General features: G+C 74.0%; 17 protein-coding genes. 7 read left to right on the top strand and 10 right to left on the bottom strand.

Features of this window, described 5'->3' with window-relative positions:
• Positions 1–433: 433 nt before the first annotated feature.
• Positions 434–1,747 (top strand): hemolysin family protein, encoded by a 1,314-nt coding sequence (locus ACYVJE_RS18060; protein ID WP_461145365.1) that lies wholly within the window; start codon positions 434–436, stop codon positions 1,745–1,747.
• A gap of 27 nt (positions 1,748–1,774) precedes the next feature.
• On the opposite strand, the gene ACYVJE_RS18055 is transcribed toward ACYVJE_RS18060, so the two are convergent.
• Positions 1,775–1,933: a hypothetical protein gene (locus ACYVJE_RS18055; RefSeq protein WP_459156752.1), complete on the bottom strand. Its 159-nt coding sequence runs from the start codon at positions 1,931–1,933 to the stop codon at positions 1,775–1,777.
• Between the two features lie 375 nt (positions 1,934–2,308).
• Here ACYVJE_RS18055 and ACYVJE_RS18050 point away from each other — a divergent pair, with 375 nt between their 5' ends.
• From ACYVJE_RS18050 to ACYVJE_RS18040, 3 genes are all read left to right on the top strand, one after another.
• Positions 2,309–3,100 carry a carbon-nitrogen hydrolase family protein gene (locus ACYVJE_RS18050; RefSeq protein ID WP_461145364.1) on the top strand — a complete coding sequence of 264 codons (792 nt, stop codon included), beginning with the start codon at positions 2,309–2,311 and terminating at the stop codon, positions 3,098–3,100.
• 144 nt (positions 3,101–3,244) lie between these two features.
• Complete coding sequence (locus ACYVJE_RS18045; protein ID WP_461145363.1) at positions 3,245–4,681, top strand: MBL fold metallo-hydrolase; 1,437 nt, start codon at positions 3,245–3,247, stop codon at positions 4,679–4,681.
• 51 nt (positions 4,682–4,732) lie between these two features.
• Positions 4,733–5,323, top strand: coding sequence for a rhodanese-like domain-containing protein (locus ACYVJE_RS18040; RefSeq protein ID WP_461145362.1), 591 nt, complete (start codon positions 4,733–4,735; stop codon positions 5,321–5,323).
• Between the two features lie 115 nt (positions 5,324–5,438).
• Here ACYVJE_RS18040 and ACYVJE_RS18035 read toward each other — a convergent pair whose 3' ends face one another.
• The 4 genes from ACYVJE_RS18035 to nadA form a co-directional block, all read right to left on the bottom strand.
• A complete protein-coding gene (locus ACYVJE_RS18035; protein ID WP_461145361.1) occupies positions 5,439–6,356 on the bottom strand; it encodes a lysostaphin resistance A-like protein in 918 nt (305 codons plus the stop codon).
• A 120-nt stretch (positions 6,357–6,476) separates the two neighbouring features.
• Positions 6,477–7,334, bottom strand: a complete 858-nt coding sequence (gene nadC / locus ACYVJE_RS18030) for a carboxylating nicotinate-nucleotide diphosphorylase (RefSeq protein ID WP_461145360.1) — start codon at positions 7,332–7,334, stop codon at positions 6,477–6,479.
• Entirely contained in the window at positions 7,331–8,923 is a 1,593-nt protein-coding gene (locus tag ACYVJE_RS18025) for an L-aspartate oxidase (protein ID WP_461145359.1), read from the bottom strand. Before ACYVJE_RS18025 ends, nadC begins: the two co-directional genes overlap by 4 nt.
• The gene (gene nadA, locus ACYVJE_RS18020) at positions 8,920–9,933 is read right to left on the bottom strand and encodes a quinolinate synthase NadA (RefSeq protein WP_461145358.1); all 1,014 of its coding nucleotides are present in this window, start codon (positions 9,931–9,933) and stop codon (positions 8,920–8,922) included. The genes ACYVJE_RS18025 and nadA overlap by 4 nt, the downstream gene beginning before the upstream one ends.
• Before the next feature lie 165 nt (positions 9,934–10,098).
• On the opposite strand from nadA, the gene ACYVJE_RS18015 reads away from it, so the two are divergent.
• Positions 10,099–10,764: an NUDIX hydrolase gene (locus tag ACYVJE_RS18015; RefSeq protein ID WP_461145374.1), complete on the top strand. Its 666-nt coding sequence runs from the start codon at positions 10,099–10,101 to the stop codon at positions 10,762–10,764.
• 46 nt (positions 10,765–10,810) lie between these two features.
• Here the strand turns inward: ACYVJE_RS18015 and ACYVJE_RS18010 are convergent, their stop codons facing one another.
• Together ACYVJE_RS18010 and ACYVJE_RS18005 are read right to left on the bottom strand one after the other, a co-directional pair.
• Entirely contained in the window at positions 10,811–11,527 is a 717-nt protein-coding gene (locus tag ACYVJE_RS18010; RefSeq protein ID WP_461145357.1) for an LON peptidase substrate-binding domain-containing protein, read from the bottom strand.
• Between the two features lie 167 nt (positions 11,528–11,694).
• Positions 11,695–12,306 (bottom strand): DUF2567 domain-containing protein, encoded by a 612-nt coding sequence (locus ACYVJE_RS18005; RefSeq protein WP_461145356.1) that lies wholly within the window; start codon positions 12,304–12,306, stop codon positions 11,695–11,697.
• A gap of 280 nt (positions 12,307–12,586) precedes the next feature.
• Between ACYVJE_RS18005 and ACYVJE_RS18000 the strand changes: the two genes are divergently transcribed.
• Both ACYVJE_RS18000 and ACYVJE_RS17995 read left to right on the top strand, forming a co-directional pair.
• Positions 12,587–14,572: an arabinofuranosyltransferase gene (locus ACYVJE_RS18000; RefSeq protein ID WP_461145355.1), complete on the top strand. Its 1,986-nt coding sequence runs from the start codon at positions 12,587–12,589 to the stop codon at positions 14,570–14,572.
• Positions 14,573–14,793: 221 nt separating this feature from the next.
• Positions 14,794–15,819: an AsnC family protein gene (locus ACYVJE_RS17995; RefSeq protein WP_461145354.1), complete on the top strand. Its 1,026-nt coding sequence runs from the start codon at positions 14,794–14,796 to the stop codon at positions 15,817–15,819.
• A gap of 30 nt (positions 15,820–15,849) precedes the next feature.
• Here ACYVJE_RS17995 and ACYVJE_RS17990 read toward each other — a convergent pair whose 3' ends face one another.
• The 3 genes from ACYVJE_RS17990 to lspA form a co-directional block, all read right to left on the bottom strand.
• A complete protein-coding gene (locus ACYVJE_RS17990) occupies positions 15,850–16,185 on the bottom strand; it encodes a hypothetical protein (RefSeq protein WP_459156764.1) in 336 nt (111 codons plus the stop codon).
• Positions 16,186–16,271: 86 nt separating this feature from the next.
• Positions 16,272–17,159, bottom strand: coding sequence for an RluA family pseudouridine synthase (locus ACYVJE_RS17985; protein ID WP_459160045.1), 888 nt, complete (start codon positions 17,157–17,159; stop codon positions 16,272–16,274).
• 41 nt (positions 17,160–17,200) lie between these two features.
• Entirely contained in the window at positions 17,201–17,875 is a 675-nt protein-coding gene (lspA, locus tag ACYVJE_RS17980) for a signal peptidase II (protein ID WP_461145353.1), read from the bottom strand.
• Positions 17,876–17,895 lie beyond the last annotated feature (20 nt).

The raw sequence follows: 17,895 nt of genomic DNA, 5'->3' as shown, positions 1-17,895 counted from the left end.
TGATGTGCAGGTCCGTCCGGCACACCCCGGCCGCGCCGACTTCGACGAGGACGTCGAGCGGCCCCGCCGGAGCCGGGTCCGGCACGGTGTCCAGCTTCGCCGGTTCGCCGTAGGCGTGCACTCGTACCGCTCTCACCTCGGGCTCCTTCGTCCGACTGCAGCGAAGCGACGTTCTGTGTCGCAGTTCACAGCCTGCCCGGACGCGACCCGCGCGGGAAGCCCGTTGTCACATGCTGACAACCGCACGCGCACACCGCGCGATCGAGTGTGCGCGAGCGCGCATCACGCAGGGGCGGTGGACATCTCCCGAGGAACGTCCACCACCTACCGCTCCAGGGGTGAGACGGGTGAGCGAGGAGCGCGGCCGGACTGCGCAGCTGCGCACGGGCTCGAACGTCCGGTGTGGATCTCCCCGTGATGCGAGACTCGGCGGATGAGCGGCGTCGTGTGGAACCTGCTACTCGTGCTCGTGTTCGTCCTGATCGGTGGCTACTTCGCCGCTGCCGAGATCGCGCTGGTCTCGTTGCGCGACAGCCAGCTGCACCAGCTGGAGCAGCGCAGCAAGCGGGGAGCCCGGGTCGCGAACCTGCGGGCCGATTCGAACCGGTTCCTCTCGGCGGTGCAGATCGGTGTCACCTTCGCCGGGTTCTTCGCCTCCAGCTACGGGGGCGCGACCATCGCCGTGCGCCTGCAACCGGCCCTGACCGGGTGGGGGCTCCCGGTGGGCCTGGCCGCGTCGCTGGCCCTGGTCGCGGTGACGCTGTTCGTGTCCTACCTCTCGCTGGTCCTCGGCGAGCTCGTCCCCAAGCGGCTGGCGCTGCACCGCGCGGAGACCACCGCCCTGGCCACCGCCGGGGTGCTGGACCGCACGGCCACGCTGACCCGCCCGCTGATCTGGCTGCTCTCGGTGTCCACGAACGCCGTGGTGCGCCTGCTGGGGCTCGACCCGAAGGCGGCGGCGGGAGCGGTCTCCGAGGAAGAGCTGCGCGACATGGTGCGCACCAACGAGCAGCTCAGCGTGGAGGAGCGGCGCCTGCTCACCGACACGTTCCACGCCAGCGGGCTGGTCCTCGGCGAGGTCATGGTGCCGCGCACGGAAGTGGACTTCCTGGACGAGGCGCTGCCCCTGGAGGAGGCGATCACCGAGATCCGCGGCAAACCGCACTCGCGCTACCCGGTGCTGCGGGACACCGCCGATGACGTCATCGGCTTCGTCCACGTCCGCGACCTGCTGCTGGCCGGGACCTCCGCGACGACCGGCCGGGGGCGCCGCGTGGGCGAGCTGGCCCGTCCGGTCACCTCGCTGCCGAGCAGCAAACCCGTGCTGCAGGCGTTGTCGTTGATGCGGCAGCACGGCCACCTCACCGTCGTGATCGACGAGTACGGCGGGACCGCGGGCATCGTCACGGTCGAGGACCTGGTCGAGGAGGTCGTCGGGGACATCTGGGACGAGTACGACCCGAGCGCCGCCCCGGTGCGCCCGGTCCCCGCCGGCGGGTACGTCGTGGACGGCCTGCTGCACCGCGACGACCTCGCCGAGCAGGTGGGGCTGAGCCTGCCCGAGGGGCCCTACGACACGGTCGCCGGTTTCGTGCTCAGCAGGCTCGGCACACTGCCGGCGGCCGGGGACGCCCTCGACGCGCTCGGGCACCGCTTCACCGTGCGGGCCATGGACGGGCACCGCATCGCCCGCCTGCACATCCGGCCGCTCGACGCCTCCGCTCCGCCGCAGCCGGACCGCGAGTGAGCAGCGGCCGACGCAGCTGAGCAGCAGTCAGCTGAGCAGCAGCACCAGCGCACCCACCACGATGGCGGCGACCACCACGACCACCCCGGTCACCAGGATCATCCGGAATCGCGGCGCGTCCTCGCGCGCCTCGGACTGGGCCCGCTCCTTCCACTGCAAGAAGGTGGTGCCGTCGCCCTCGCTCATGAACCGACTCCTCGTTCTCGTCGTGCGCGGGGTCGCCGCGCTGTTCGCCGCACGCGGTCCTTCCAGCCTGACATATCGTCCGGAGGCCGCGAGCGTTGACACGTGACGCAACCGTGCCACCGCATTCAGTGACGCGCGCGACCGGGCCGGTCACCACCGCTCCGCATGCTGCCAAAACCGCGTCCCGACCGCGTCCGCGGGGCGCAGCGCGGCCACGGACGCGAAATACGTTCGCGTGAGCGCGTTTCCCGCTGGGCGCGCCCACTGTGGACGCGCACCGCCCCGGTGCGCACGCCACCACCGGCCGCGCTCCCCTCCCCGAGGGCCGGACGTGCTGGTATACACGCCGGGAAGCCCGCGAAGAGAGGGAGCGACATGCGCATCGCGTCGTGCCAGATCGTGTCCACCCCCGACCCCGGCGAGAACCTCGACCTCGTCCGCGCCGGCGTGCGCGAAGCGGCCGAGGCCGGGGCGCAGATCGCCGTGTTCCCCGAAGCGACGATGGCGTGCTTCGGCGTGCGCCTGGCGCCGCTGGCCGAACCGCTCGACGGCCCGTGGGCGGGCGAAGTGCGCCGCGCGGCGCGCGAGGCGGGGCTGACCGTGGTGGCGGGCATGTTCACCCCGGGCGAGGACGGCCGCGTGCGCAACACGCTGCTGGCCACCGGCCCGGACGTGGACACCTCCTACGACAAGATCCACCTCTACGACGCGTTCGGCTTCGCCGAGTCGCGCACCGTCACCGGTGGCGAGGAACCCGCGACCATCACCGTCGGCGACACCACCCTCGGCCTGAGCACGTGCTACGACGTGCGCTTCCCCGGCCTGTACACCACGCTGGCCGAGCGCGGCGCGACGGTGGTCCTCACCGCGGCCTCGTGGGGCGCGGGTCCCGGCAAGCGGGAGCAGTGGGAACTGCTCACCCGCGCGCGTGCGCTCGACTCGACCACCTGGGTGGTGGCCTGCGGCCAGGCGAACCCGCGCAGCATCGGGCGCGAACCGAGCGACAAGGCCCCCACCGGCATCGGCCACAGCCTCGTGGCCACGCCCTTCGGCGAGATCCGCGCGCAGGCCGGTGAGACCCCCGAGGTGCTCGTCACCGATGTCGACCAGGAAACCGTCGAGGAAGCGCGCTCGAGCCTGCCCGTGCTCGCCAACCGCCGGTTCTGACGGTGCCGGAGGCGGCCCGGGCGGGAAACGGCCCGGGCGGGGAGCGCCCCGGGCCGGCAACCGCACCGCCGCGGGACGCTGCCATGCGGCAGGCGCGCCCCGACCCCGACAATGGTGCGAAACCGCCGCGACCGGGGGTGCGCCATGGCAACGACCGGATCCGACCGGGACGTCCGCGTGGAGACCATCGAGACCTCCTCGCTCGGTGACCGCAGCTACCTGGCCACCGACGGCGAGCGCGCCGTCGTGGTCGACCCGCAGCGGGACGTGGACCGCGTGCTCGCCCTCGCCGGACAGCTCGGTGCGCGGATCGCGCTCGTGCTGGAAACCCACATCCACAACGACTACGTCTCCGGCGGGCTCGACCTGGCCCGGCTGACCGGCGCCGACTACGGCCTCGCCGCCGACGACGAGGCGCCGTTCCCGCACACCCCGCTGCGCGACGGCGATGTCGTGCCGGTCTCCGCGGCGCTGCGGGTCCGCGCCCTGGCCACGCCGGGGCACACCTTCCACCACCTGTCCTACGTCCTCGAATCCGAGGCGGGTGCGGTGGGCGTGTTCACCGGCGGCTCGCTGCTGTTCGGCACCACCGGCCGCACCGACCTGCTCGGCCCGGAGCACAGCACGACGCTGGCCCGGCACCAGCACGCCTCGGCGCACCGCCTCGCCGATGAGGTGCCGGACGGCGCGCGCATCTGGCCCACGCACGGCTTCGGCAGCTTCTGCTCGGCCACCCCGGCGGGGGGTGATTCCGCCACGCTCGGGCACGAACGCGGCACCAACCCCGCGTTCACCCTGGCCGAGCAGGACTTCGTCGACACGGTGCTGTCCGGGCTGGAGACCTACCCCGCCTACTACGCGCACATGGGCGTGCGGAACCTCGCCGGGCCGGAACCGGTGGACCTGCGACCGCCCGCCGCGGCCTCGCCCGCGGACCTGGCCGACGGGCTGGCCCGCGGCGAGTGGATCGTCGACCTGCGCAACCGCCACGCCTACGCGGCCGCGCACCTCGCCGGGACGGTCAGCCTCGGCCTGGACGGGTCGCTGGCCACCTGGCTGGGGTGGCTGGTCGACTGGGGCGCGCCGATCACGCTGCTCGGGCGCAGCCGCGAGCAGGTCGCCGCCGCGCAGCGGGAGCTGGCCCGCATCGGCATCGACGGTTTCGCCGGTGCGGCCACCGGGGAGCCCGCGGACCTCGCCACCGAGCGCAGCCCGGTGCGCAGCACCCGCACCGCCGACTTCGGCGCGCTCGCCGCCGCGCTGCGCGGCGAGCCCGGTTCCCTGCCCCCGGCCGAGGTCGTGCTGGACGTGCGCACGCCGGGCGAGTTCCGCGCCGCGCACGTCACCGGGGCGGTGCACGTGCCGCTGTACGAGCTGCGCCGGCGGATCCCGGAGCTGCCGGCCGGGATGATCTGGGTGCACTGCGGCAGCGGGTACCGCGCGACCACGGCGGCCTCGCTGCTGGAGGCGGCCGGGCGCGCGGCGGTGGTCGTGGACGACCGGTTCGACGGGGCCGCCGCTGCCGACGTGCCGCTCACCTCCGCGGGGCCCGCGGAATCCGAACCGGCGCAGTCCCGGTGAAGGCGCGCTCTCTGGAAGAATTCCTCCGGCCGACCACTGCGAGGAGACCTGATGAGCCGTTTACTTCCCGAGGCCCTCGACCAGGGCGCGGCGCGCGCCCTGCTCACCTCCACGCCGAACGCCCGGGTCATCGACGTGCGCACGCCGGGCGAGTTCCGCGCCGAGCACATCCCGGGCGCGCGGAACGTGCCGCTGGACCTGCTGCGCGCGCACCGCGGCCACCTCGGCGGCGCGCACGAGGACCCGTTGCTGCTGGTGTGCAGCTCGGGCGCGCGGGCCGAGGAGGCCCGCAGGCTGCTGGCCGAGACGGACCTGGGCGATCCGGTCGTGCTCGACGGCGGCATGGCCGCCTGGCGGCAGCAGGGCGGTCCGGTCGAGCGGGACGCGCAGAAGTGGGCGATGGAGCGGCAGGTGCGCCTCGCCGCCGGGGGTCTCGTGCTCACCGGTGTGCTCGGCAGTGCCGTCGCGCCGAAGGCGAAGTGGCTGGCCGCCGCCGTCGGCGGCGGACTGGTGTTCTCGGCGGTGACGAACACCTGCGGCATGGCCCGCCTGCTGGCGCTGCTGCCGTACAACCGGGATCCCGCGGCCGAGGGGCCGGAGCGGCTGTCGGCGATCACCACCCCGCGCAGCACCGCGAACTAGGGGAGTCCGCGGATGGGCTGGTGCGGGCGGGTGGATGGGGGTAGCTGGGAGGAACCTCCGGCGGGGCCTCGCTGCGGGATCCCCGACATCGGGCAGCCGCTCCCCCGCTCCGGGATCACCGGGACTGCCCGGCGGCCGCGGGGCGGGCGCGGCGCCGCACCAGCACCACCGCGGTCAGCAGCGCGGCGAGCACGAGGGTGGTGATCGCGCTGCCCTCGACGCCGAAGCCGCCGCCGGTGATCGGGGTGGCACCGGCGGGGTCGGCGGAGACGTCCCACCAGGTGGTTCCGAGGTCCATCCCGGACACTTCGATGCCGTAGACGTTGCCCTGCGCCCAGTTCCACACGGTGTGGAAGGCGCACACGCCCCACAGCCCTCCTTCGGCCACGGCCCACAGCCCGAGCAGCACGCCGATGAGCAGGATGTTGACCAGGGCGATGACGCTGATCTCGAGGTTGGTCACGTGCAGCAGCGCGAACAGCACCGCCTGCACCGCCAGCGCCGCGGGCAGTCCCCAGCGCCGGTGGGTGACCTGCAGCAGGTACCCGCGGGTGAGGACCTCCTCGGTGCTCGCCTGCACGGCGAAGACCGGCAGCAGCGCGAGCACCACCGCCGAGGCGCCCGTTGCGCGCACCTCGTACTGCCCGCTGAGGAGGTTGATCGCGACCGGCAGGCTCAGCGCGACCGCGGCGACCGCGGCACCGCCCAGCAGCACCGCCGGGACGCGCCGCGCGAGCGGGAAGCCGAGACTGCCGAACGGGCGCACCTCCCGGAACCGCAGCCACAGCGCCAGCAGCACCAGTGCTCCCGCACCGGTGAGCAGCATCGCCGCCTGGTCGACCGGGCCGACGTCACCGCGCAGCACGGCCAGCGGGGACGCCCCCAGCAGCGGGAACAGCACGAGGCCGGCCAGGTACTGCCCGGCCAGCAGGCACGCGAGCACGACCACCGCGCCGAGGGCGGGGCCGGTGCTCCTGCGCCCCCGCTCCGGCCCGTCCAGCAGCGCGTTGCCGCGCTCGACCGCGTTCACCACGGGATCCCCCTCTCCGGCCACGTGCTGCGCGGCCGCGTCCCGCACGACCGCACAGCGGTGATCATGCCGTCCGCGGGTGCCCGCCGCCGCACCGGGCCCGCGCACGCGCCGCCGAGGCGGTCACATGTCCAAGCCCACGTCCAGCGCGGGAGCGGAGTGCGTCAGCCGCCCCACGGCGAGGAAGTCCACACCGGTCTCGGCGTAGGTGCGGGCGCGCTGCAGCGTCAGCGCCCCCGAGGCCTCCAACCGCACCTGCGGGGCGCTGCTGCGCGCGCGGTGCACCGCCGCCGCGCACCCCTGGGGCGTGAAGTTGTCCAGCAGCACCAGCTCCGGCTCCCCCTCGAGGGACTCGGCGAATTCATCCAGTGTGGACACTTCGACTTCCAGCGGGAGTTCGGGCGCGCTGCGGCGGCACGCGGCGATCGCGGCGCCCACCGAACCGGCCGCGGCGATGTGGTTGTCCTTGACCAGCAGCGCGTCGCCGAGCGCCATCCGGTGGTTGACCCCGCCGCCGCAGCGCACCGCGTACTTCTGCGCCGCGCGCAGCCCCGGCAGCGTCTTGCGGCTGTCCCGGATGCGGCAGCCCGTGCCGGCCACGGCCCGCACCCACTCGGCGGTCGCGCTGGCCACTCCGGACAGGTGGCACAGCAGGTTCAACGCGGTCCGCTCGGCGGTCAGCAGCCCCGCCCCGGGAGCGCGCACCCGCAGCACGCGGTCCCCCGCGGCGACGGCGTCCCCGTCGGAGAGGTCGCGGTCCCACTCGTAGTCCGCGCCCAGGACCTGGTCGAAGACCTCGCGCACGAACTCCAGACCCGCGAGCACCCCGTCGCCGCGCGCGTGCATCGCCGCCTCCAGCGGCGCCTGCCCCACGGTGGCGCGCGTCGTCGCGTCGGGACCTTCGGCCAGGTCCTCGTCCAAGGCCGTGCGCACCAGCGCGCGCACGTGCTCGGCGTCCAGTCCCGCACCGCTCCCGGTCATGCCGCCGCCCTCGCCAGGCCCGGACCGGTGGTGCGGATGAGCGCGCCGGAGACGTCCAGCCGCAGCACCACGCTGCGGGCCTGCTGCCCGTCGGCCTCCGGGAAGTCGCCGCGCCGGTGGCACCCGCGCGACTCGGTGCGCAGCTCCGCCGCGGTCAACAGGGTCTGCCCCGCCAGGGCCAGCGCGGACTCCTCCACGGCCCGGCGGTCCTGCAGCGGCCGCACCACGGCGGTGCGGTCCAGCACCTCCGCGGCCTCCCGCAGCCCCCCGGCCGATCGCTCCAGCGCGGCGTGCCGGCCCATGGTGCGCTGCAGCAGCCCGCGGTCCACCACGGGGTGCGCCGGCACGGCCGGGTCCTCCACGCGGCAGCGGCGGTGCTGGCCGGAGGTGTCCCGGGCGACCGCGCGCGCAGCGCGCTCGCCCACGACGAGTCCTTCCAGCAGGCTGTTCGAGGCCAGCCGGTTCGCCCCGTGCAGACCGGTGCGGGCCACCTCGCCCGCGGCGTAGAGCCCGGGAACGCTGGTGCGCCCGGACAGGTCGGTGACGACCCCGCCGCAGGCGTAGTGCGCGGCGGGCGCGACCGGGATCGGCTCGGCGACCGGGTCGATGCCCGCTGCGCGGCAGGTCCCGGTGACCGTGGGGAACCGCTCGGCGAAGCGGTCCACGCCCGTGGTGTCGAGGAATGCCTGCCCGCCGGTGCGGCGCAGGTGCTCGTCGAGCGCGGCCGCGACCACGTCGCGCGGTGCGAGATCGGCCCGCGGGTCCTTGTCGGCCATGATCCGCCGCCCCGCCCCGTCGACGAGCACGCCGCCTTCGCCGCGCACCGCTTCGGTGATGAGCGGCCGACTGCCGTCCGGGGCGCCGGGGGCGCACAGCGCGGTCGGGTGGAACTGCACGAACTCGACGTCGGCCACGCAGGCACCGGCCCGCAGCGCCAGCGCCAGCCCGTCGGCCGTGGCGATCTCCGGGTTCGTCGTCACCGCGTACAGCTGGCCGATCCCGCCGGTGGCCAGCAGCACCGCCGGGGCGCGCACCGTCCCGGGGCGGCCGTGCTCGTCGAGCACGAGGGCTCCGACCACGGCCCCGTCCTCACCGCGCAGCACGTCCACGACGCAGTGCCGCTCGAGCACGGGGGTGCCCGCGCCGCGCGTGCTGTCGCTCAGGGCCCGGTGCACCTCCGCACCGGTGGCGTCACCACCGCAGTGCACGACGCGGAACGCGGTGTGCCCGCCTTCGCGGGTCCGGGCGAGCCCGCCGCCGGCGTCCCGGTCGAACCGCACACCGGTCTCCTGCAGCCGGCGCAGCGCGGCGCCGCCGTCGGCGAGGATGCCGTGCACCGCTTCGGGTGCGCACAGGCCCGCTCCCGCGGTCAGGGTGTCCGCGGCGTGCCGCTGCACGCTGTCCCCGCCGGGGGCCGCGCCGTCGACGCAGGCGATGCCGCCCTGGGCCCAGGCGGTGCTGCCCTCGGTCAGCTCGGCCTTGCTGATGACGAGCACCCGCAGGCCCGCCTGCCGGGCGGTGCGGGCGGCGGTGAGCCCGGCCACGCCGCTGCCCACCACGACCAGGTCGCACCGGGTCTCCCAGGTCACTCGCCACCTCCCGGCGTACCGATCGCCACCATGCGCTCCACCGCACCGCGCGCGCGTCGCGCGGTCTCGGCGGGCACGCGCACCTCGTCGGTGCCGTCGGTGAGGCAGCGCAGCAGGGCGCCCGGCGTGATCATCTTCATGTAGCGGCAGCTGGCCCGCTCGTTCACCGGTTGGAAGTCGACCTCGGGGGCGGCTCGGCGCAGCTGGTGCAGCATGCCGACCTCGGTGGCCACGAGCACCGAGGACGCCTCGGCCTTCCCGGCGGCCTCGAGCATGCCCCCGGTGGACAGGATCTTCACGCGCTCGTCCGGCACGCTGCCCGCGCCGGCGAGGTACAGCGCCGAGGTGGCGCAGCCGCACTCGGGGTGCACGTACAGCTCGGCGTCCGGGTTCTGCTCGGCCCGGCGCGTCAGCTCCGGACCGTTGATGCCGGCGTGCACGTGGCACTCGCCGGCCCACACGGCCATGTTCTCCCGCCCGGTAACGCGCCGGACGTGCGCGCCGAGGAACTGGTCGGGGCAGAACAGCACGGGCTGCTCGGCCGGAACGGAGCCGACCACGTCCACCGCGTTCGAGGAGGTGCAGCAGACGTCCGTCTCGGCCTTCACCTCGGCCGTGGTGTTCACGTAGGACACGACCACCGCACCGGGGTTGTCGGCCTTCCACTCGCGCAGCTGCTCGCCGGTGATGGACTCGGCCAGGGAACACCCGGCCCGCTCCTCGGGGATGAGCACCGTCTTGTCCGGACCGAGGATCTTCGCCGTCTCGGCCATGAAGTGCACTCCGCAGAACACGATGGTGCTCGCGGTGCTGCTGGCCGCGATGCGGCTCAGCGCCAGGGAGTCGCCGGTGTGGTCGGCGATGTCCTGGATCTCGGGCAGCTGGTAGTTGTGCGCGAGGACGACCGCGTCGCGCTCCTCGACGAGCCGGCGGATCTCCCGCGCCCACGCTTCGTCCGGCACCACGTCGGCCTCCGCGGCCCGGTCCCGGAGCTGGGCGTCAGCGGCCATGCGAACCTCCCGTCCCGAACGACGCCCCCGGCCGGTCGGCCGGTTCCTGCACTGCGCCGTTTCGCCGCCGCAAGTTTTCGCCTTATAATCGAAAACGTGCCTCATCCTAGCAACGGCGCAAACGCGACGGGGAGCGAGATACGTCACGAAGTTCTGGCCGCGGTGCTGCAGGTGCACGACGCGCGCCTGCACGTGCTGCTGTGGCGGCGCGCCCGCCCGCCGCACGAAGACCGGTGGTCACTGCCCGGAGGGCGGCTGGCCACCGACGAGGAGGTGGCCAGCTCGATCCGCCGCCAGCTCGCCGACAAGGTGGACGTGCGCACGCTCAGCCACCTCGAGCAGCTCCAGGTCTTCAGCTGCCCGCGACGCGTGCCCGGGGCACGAGTGCTCGCCACCGCCTTCCTCGGCCTCGTGCCCAGCGACACCTGCCCGGAGATCCCCGGCGACACGCAGTGGCACCCCGTGGACGCGCTGCCGCGCACCGCGTTCGACCACGACCGCATCGTCTACGCCGCGCGCGAACGGCTGCGCGCCAAGCTGTCCTACACCAACCTCGGCTTCGCCCTCGCCCCCGGCGAATTCACCATCACCGAGCTCCGGAAGCTGTACTCCGCCGCCCTCGGCTACGAGGTGGCCGCCACGAACCTGCAGCGCGTGCTCACCCGCCGCGGCGCGATCACCGCCACCGGTCGCACCGTGCCGGCGGGGCGCTCCGGTGGCCGCCCGCCCGCGCTGTTCCACTTCACCCACCACGAGCTCGAGGTCACCGACCCGTTCGCGGTGTTCCGCCCGCCGGAGGCCGCGAACCACTCGCGGCCCGCCCCGGACTGAAGGAGTCCGCGGACCGGCCGGCGCGCTCGCCGCACCGCGAGCGGGATCAGTTCGAGCTCGACTCCTGGGCGAACTCGGCCAGGGCGGCGGGCACCGCACCGAGCCGGTGCCGGAAGAACGTCTCCCGCCGCACCAGCCGGCACGCCAGCCGCAGCCGCGCCAGCGGATCCGTCTCGGACAGCACGTCCTGGCGGTCCTCGGGGCTGAGCACGCAGTCGTCGGCGAGCCGGTAGGACAGCAGCGCGACGTCCTCGGGGTCCTCCTCCCCCGCGGAGGCCCCGGCCGGCTCCGGATCACCCGACCGGCCCGCGGACTCCGCGACGGCCCGGTAGTCGCGGCGCACCCGGCGGGCCGACTCGGCCAGCCGCGCGCGCCGCTGCGGTGAATCGGACTCCGCCTCGGTGTCGGGCAGCGGCTCCACGCGCCCCATCAGGTACGGCGCGGCGTGGTAGTCGACCTGCAGCAGGCGGAACCGCTGCTCCCCCGCAGCCGTGATCTCGTACTGGTCGGCGGGAAGCGAGGTCGTCCTGGACAGCCGGGCGGTGACGCCGATGTCGTACATCGCGTCCACGTTGTCGGTACCCACTTCCCACCCCTGCCGGATCGCCACGATCCCGAACAGGGAGTCCGGCACCACGTGCTCGCACAGGTCGCTGACGAGCTCGCGGTAGCGCTTCTCGAACACGCGGAGCTGGAGGGAGCCGCCGGGCAGCAGCACGCTGTTGAGCGGGAACAGCGGAAGATCCACAGTGGCCTCGCACATCACACCGAAGGACGAATCGTTACGCGGTCGGATGCTCTGCTCTCGGAGGCCCTGCGGGGCGCGGTCCGCCGCACCGGACCGCACCAGCGACGTCCGACAGGCTGAACGCAGGCATCAGCAACACGATAACCGAAGCGCAACCCCTCCCCGTTCCCACGAGGAGGTGATCAACCGGTGCGCCTGCCGAGGTCGTCCCGCCCGTTCCACGCCGCGGCCAGCGCGTAGACCAGCACGAACGCCATCGGCTGCACCAGGACGACCCACGCCGTCGGCGCCTCCGGCGGCATGGTGAGCACGTCCCCCGGCCGCGGCCGATCAGGAGAGGGGAACCACAGGGCCGCGAACGTCACACCCAGCTGCGTGCCCAGCCACGAGGCCCCGACGGACCCCAGCGCGCCGGCGAGCGCGTACACCGGCCCCCGCCGGCGGCGCACCATCCACATCACCGCGCCCGTCCACGCCCCGGCGGTCGCGGCCAGCAGCGCGAAGATCGCCATCGCGTCGAACGCGTGGTAGTTGTCCGTCAGCAGCGGCACCAGATCACCGCTCGGCGCGACCCCGCGTTGCCGGGGCGGGGCCAGCAGCGACCACACGAGCCCGAGCGGCACCCCGAGCATCGCCACCAGCGAGGCCGCGCTGAGCCCGGGGAGCAGGTCCGGCTTGACCACCGCGCGGGGCCGCGGCGCGGGTGCGGCGAGCAGGAAAGCGTCGTCGGCGGGGCCTGTCGGCGCGGCCCAGGACGACGCGGCGCGCGAGCCGTTCTCCGGTTCCTCGGGCACCCGCCAACCTCCTCCGGGGTGGAAACGCGTCGTATCGCTGAACGAGCCGTGCCGCGGGAGGCGGCGGTGCACCCGGTGAACCCGCACCGGCGTCCCCGGCACGCGGTCCGCACGACCGTGGCGGCAGGCGCCCGCACGAAGCGCTCCCGGAGCACAGCTCCGCTGCGGCCGCACAGCCTAACCGCCCGCCCCCGCCGGGCCACGCACCCGTGATCCCGACGGCGCACCGACATCCACTATTCTGCGCCCACTCCCCGTGCCTGACGCGAAGGACCCGAAAGTGACCGGAATCCTGCCGAGTTCCTTGCTGACCGGGCCGGGCCCGGTCGACGAACCCCATCGCGGCGCGGCCGTCCGCCTGACCCTGCGCACCACGATCGCCGAACTGCTCCTCGGCACCGCGGTGAGCGCGGTGGTGAGCCTGCTGATCCAGTTCGCCATCACCCGGTTCAGCATCATCGAACCGAGCAACGCCCCGGAGGCGCTCGCCGTCGTCAGCGGTGCGCTGGTGCTGGCGGCCCTCCTCGGCGCGCTCGTCTTCGGACGGCGGCACCGACCCCGGTGGCTGCGCCTCGGCGGGATCTGGGCAGGACTGTCCACATTCGTCACTTTCGTCCTCGCCATCCCGTTGCACTCGACCCGCTTCTACTTCGGCGGGTCCTCAGTGGACAACGGGTTCCGACTGCAGTACATGACGCGCATGGCCGAGAACACCGGCCTCGTCGACATGAACTACGCGCACCTGGCGCCGTACTACCCCGCCGGCTGGTTCTGGCTCGGCGGCCGCTTCGCCAACCTCATCGGCTGGGAGGGCTGGGCGGCGTACAAGCCGTACGCGCTGACCTGGGTGGCGGTCACCGCGGTCGTCGCGTTCACCCTGTGGAGCATCGTCGTGCGGCGGCGACTGGCGGCGCTCGCCGCGCTCGTCACCGCGCTGACCGGCATGCTGCACGGCATCGAGGAGCCCTACGCCTGGCCGTCGGCGGCGTGGCTGCTGCCGATCGCCGCGCTGACCTGGCAGGTGCTGCGGCACGAGCACCCCTCGCCGCGGTGGGTCTACGGGCTCATCGGCTGCTACGTCGGGTTCGCCGCCGTCACCTACACCCTGCACTTCGGCTTCGCGGTGCTGCTGGTGGTGACCATGGCGGTGATCATCGGCGCGTTCCGCGTCCGCGCCGGCCGCCCCCGGGGCGCCACCGCCCTGCGGCTCTTCCTCCGGCTGCTGCCGATCGGGTTGATCAGCCTCGTCCTCGCCCTGCTCGTGTGGACGCCGTACCTGATCGCCACAGATTTCCTGCTGAACAGCCCCCGCAGCGCCGCCCAGCACTACCTGCCGGAATCCGGCGCGTACCTGCCGATCCCGATGACCGAGGCCGACGCGCTCGGGGTGCTGGCCCTGGCGGGGCTGGTGTGGCTCATCCTGCGGTGCCGCAGCAACGAGATCGCCGCGGCGATGCTCACGGTCGTGCTCGCCGTGTACGCCTGGTTCGCCCTGTCCACCCTGGCGCTGGTCGCCGAGACGACGCTGCTGGCGTTCCGGCTGAACGTCGTCCTCGACGCCGCGCTCGCCGTGACCGGGGTGTTCGCACTCGTCGACGTCATCGCGCGGGTGCGCCGGAGAGCGCCGGCGCAGTACGCGGTCCGCATCGGCGCGGTCAGCTTCGCCGCGGCGTTCTTCGGCGCGATGACGCTCGCGCAGACCGCGGTGGGCGACGAGCTCGCCGACTCCGTCACGACCGCCCACGAGGACTACTACCCGAACGGCACCAACGCCTTCGGCGGCTCCGACCGCTCGCAGCCGGGCGCCGAAACCGCCGCGGTCGACCGGGCGATCCGCTCGATGACCGGACGTGCGCCGCAGGAGAACGTCCTCCTGACGACCGACTACAAGATCATGTCGTTCCGGCCCTACTGGGGCTTCCAGCAGGAGACGCCGCACTACGCCAACCCGCTGGCCGAGTACGACCGGCGCGCCGCGGAGATCGAGCGCTGGTCCGGCGCCCGCAGCGGCGAGCAGCTGGCGCGCATGCTCGACTCCAGCGCGTTCGCCGCGCCGAACGCGCTCGTGCTCCGCCTGCCCGAGGACGGCGCGGCCGCGGATTCCGGCAGCACCTCCGGGGACCTGAGCCTGGAGCTCAAGGCCGACGCCTTCCCCCAGGATCCGAACGTGCACGACTACCAGGTGTTCTTCGACCCGGCCGTCTTCGACTCCCCCGAGTTCGAGTACCGCGACGTCGGCCAGTACCGCGTCATCGTGCGGCACTGAGGTCCACCGCCGCCCCGGGACCCCGCCCACTTTTCTGGATTCATTCCAGAGAGCGCAATTTTCCTGAAAATTGCGAGTTGTCCCCACACGATTGGCCGACGGTTGATCACCACGCCATCGTGTGAGGGCGCGGTGGAGGACAGCCGGACGGGGGCGGCAGGGGACGCGGGCCCGGCCTCCCTCACCCACCGCCGCGCGCCGAACGGGTAGCGTGGCACGACGTGGCTGGTCCGGATCCGGTAGACGTACGACTGCTCAGCGCCCTCGCGGACGCGGGCGACACGACGGTGCCCGAGCTCGCCGGACACCTCGGCATGGACGTGCGCGACGTCGCGGCGCGACTGGCCGCGCTGTCCACGACCGGTCTTCCGCTGACCGTGCAGGTGGACTGCGACCAGCGCGGGCTGCGCAACGCGGTCGCCCAGGCGCAGGCGTTCACCGCCGCCCCACCCGGCCCGGGGATGCCGCCGAACGCACCGCAGCCGCCGGCCGCGCCGCCCGGGTCCGCCAGCGGTGGTTACCCCGCACCACCGCCCGGGGCGCTGCCACCGCAACACCCCAGCGGGGGGTATCCGGTGCCGCCGGCGCCGCCGTCCCCGTCGGGACCGCACTCCTCCCCCCACCCGTCGGGTCCCCAACCATCGAGACCCCAGCCCTCGGGGCCCCAGCAGACGGGCGGTGCGCCCCCGGACCCGATGCACACGTGGGGCCCGCCCGCCGGATCGGCGGCCTGGGCGCGCGGTGACCACTCCCCCTCGGGCCCGCGGGGAGGCGGCAACACCGTCGACCCGCTCGCGGCGGAACGCACCCGGCCCGCGATGAACCCGCAGCGGGGGAAGATCGGCAGCACGCTCGAGGTCGCCGGCCCGGGCGGGGAGCTCGCGATCCAGCTGGTGGAGGTCGTCGACCCCGCGGACTACTTCTTCAGCGCCGCCGGGCACGAGCTCGGCGAGGGGGAGCGCGCCGTGGTGGTGCACACCGAGCTCACCAACCGCAGCCCGGTCACCTACCAGCAGGTTCCGGACGAGCACCTCGTCCTCGTCGCCGAGGACGGCACGACGCTGGGCAAGTCGGGCACGACGCTGACCTCGCGCCCCCCGCACAGCGCCCCGGTGCAGCCGGGCGCCACCGCCGGCGGGCACACCGTGTACGTGGTGCCCGAACCGACGCGGCTGGTCGCCGTGCGGTGGTCGCCCACCGCCGAGGAGACGTGGTGGAGCCTCACCTGGGACGTCACCGACCTCTGAGAGGCGATGCCCGCTCACCCGCCCCACCGGTCATTCGCTGCGCAACCACCGGCCGAGCGGACCGCTGCGGGAGGACTCGTCCTCGCTCCGGGAGCGTTCGCGCCGCAACGTGGGCCACTCCCCCGGATCTCCGGAGGAGTCCGGCTCCGGCGCGGCGCCGAGCACGCTCGGTGCCCCGGAGCCCACGTCCTCGGCCCGGATCACGTCGGCCAGGTTGTCCGCCCCGGAGGCCGGGTTTTCCCCCTCCGGGACGGCGAGGCTCCCCAGCGCGGACATGCCCGCCGGCGGCGTGGCGGTCTCGTCCTCGGGAGGTGCGGAATCCCCGCGCGGGAAGTCCTGGGGCTCTTCGGGGTTCGGCCGGTTCATCGTCCCTCCGTCCGCGGTCCGCCCGCCGGCCGGTCCGGCCAGGACCCACCCGGGTCGGCCCGGCGGTCTCGCTGATCCGCCGCAGCCTACTCCTCCGGTTCGCGCAGCAGGTCCACGGCGCGCTGCAGATCATCCGGATAGGGGCTGTCGAAGGACACCCACGTGCCGTCGGCGGGGTGCTCGAACGCGAGGGTGCGCGCGTGCAGCCACTGGCGGCCCAGTCCGAGCCTGCGCGCCAGCACCGGGTCGGCGCCGTAGGTCAGGTCGCCGACGCAGGGGTGGCGCATCGCGGCGAAGTGCACGCGGATCTGGTGGGTGCGTCCCGTTTCCAGCTTCACGTCGAGCAGCGAGGCCGCCCGGAACGCCTCCACCGTCTCGTAGTGGGTGACGCTGGGTTTGCCGCCGGTGACGACGGCGAACTTGTGGTCCTGCCGGGGGTGCCGGTCGATCGGCGCGTCGATCGTGCCGCGCGTGGGGTCCGGGTGCCCCTGCACCAGCGCGTGGTAACGCTTCTCCACGGTGCGCTCCTTGAAGGCGCGCTTCAGCGCGGAGTAGGCGCGTTCGCTCTTGGCCACGACCATGACCCCGGTGGTGCCGGCGTCGAGGCGGTGCACCACGCCCTGGCGCTCGGACGGGCCGGAGGTGGCGATGCGCACCCCGGCCGCGGCCAGCCCGCCGATCACGGTCGGGCCCTCCCACCCGGGACTCGGGTGCGCGGCGACCCCGATGGGCTTGTGCACCACGGCGATGTCGTCGTCCTGGTGGAGGATGTCCAGCCCCTCGACGGGCACCGCGACGACCTCCGGAGGCCGCTCCGGCTCCGGCAGGCTGACCTGCAACCAGCTGCCGGCGATCAACCGCTCGGACTTGCCGAGCTGCGCGCCGTCGACGACGACGTCACCGGACTCGGCCATGGACGCCACGGCGCTGCGGGACAACCCCAGCAGCTTGGCCAGCCCCGCGTCCACGCGCATGCCGTCCAGCCCGTCGGGCACCGGTAAGGATCGAAGGTCGCTCACGTGTCGTCCTCAGCTCGCTTTCCTCGCTTGCGCTGCACCGTTCCGTCGTAGTCGCGCCCCAGCAGCGACAGCAGGATCACCAGCGCACCACCGCAGACGATGCTGGAATCGGCGATGTTGAACACCGGGAAGTAGGCGCCGTTCGGGGCGAAGACGGAGATGAAGTCGACCACGTGCCCGCGCAGTGGTCCGGGTTCGCGGAACAGCCGGTCGCCCAAGTTGCCGCAGGCACCGCCGAGGACCAGGCCGAGCCCGATGCCCCACCCCGTCGAGCGGAGTTTCGGGGCCAGCCAGACGATGCCGGCCACGAACCCGATCGCGAGCAGGGCCAGCAGCCAGGTCATGCCGGTGGCCAGGGAGAACGCGGCACCCGGGTTGCGCAGCACGTCCAGGTAGACCAACCCGCCGAGCAACCGCACCGGCGGGCCGCCCTCCAGCGTGGCGACCACGGCGATCTTGGTCAGCGCGTCCAGGACGAGGACGCCCGCGGCGATGCCGAACAGGAGGGCGAGCAAGCGCCGCGATCCGCGGGGGCGGGGGGCGCGCTCACCGCCCGCACCGGTGCCGCCGGGCTCGGCGGCCCGCTCGTCCCCGTCCTGCGACCGCTCGGGCTCCGCGGAGGAGCCGTCCGCGTCGTGCGGCTGCTCCGAGGGGGGCTGTTGTGTGCTCACCGCGCCATTGTCGCGCAGTG

The organism is Salinifilum aidingensis, assembly GCF_054782015.1.
The sequence above is the reverse complement of the archived record's forward strand: the minus strand, read 5'-3'. Positions and strand labels throughout refer to the sequence as shown.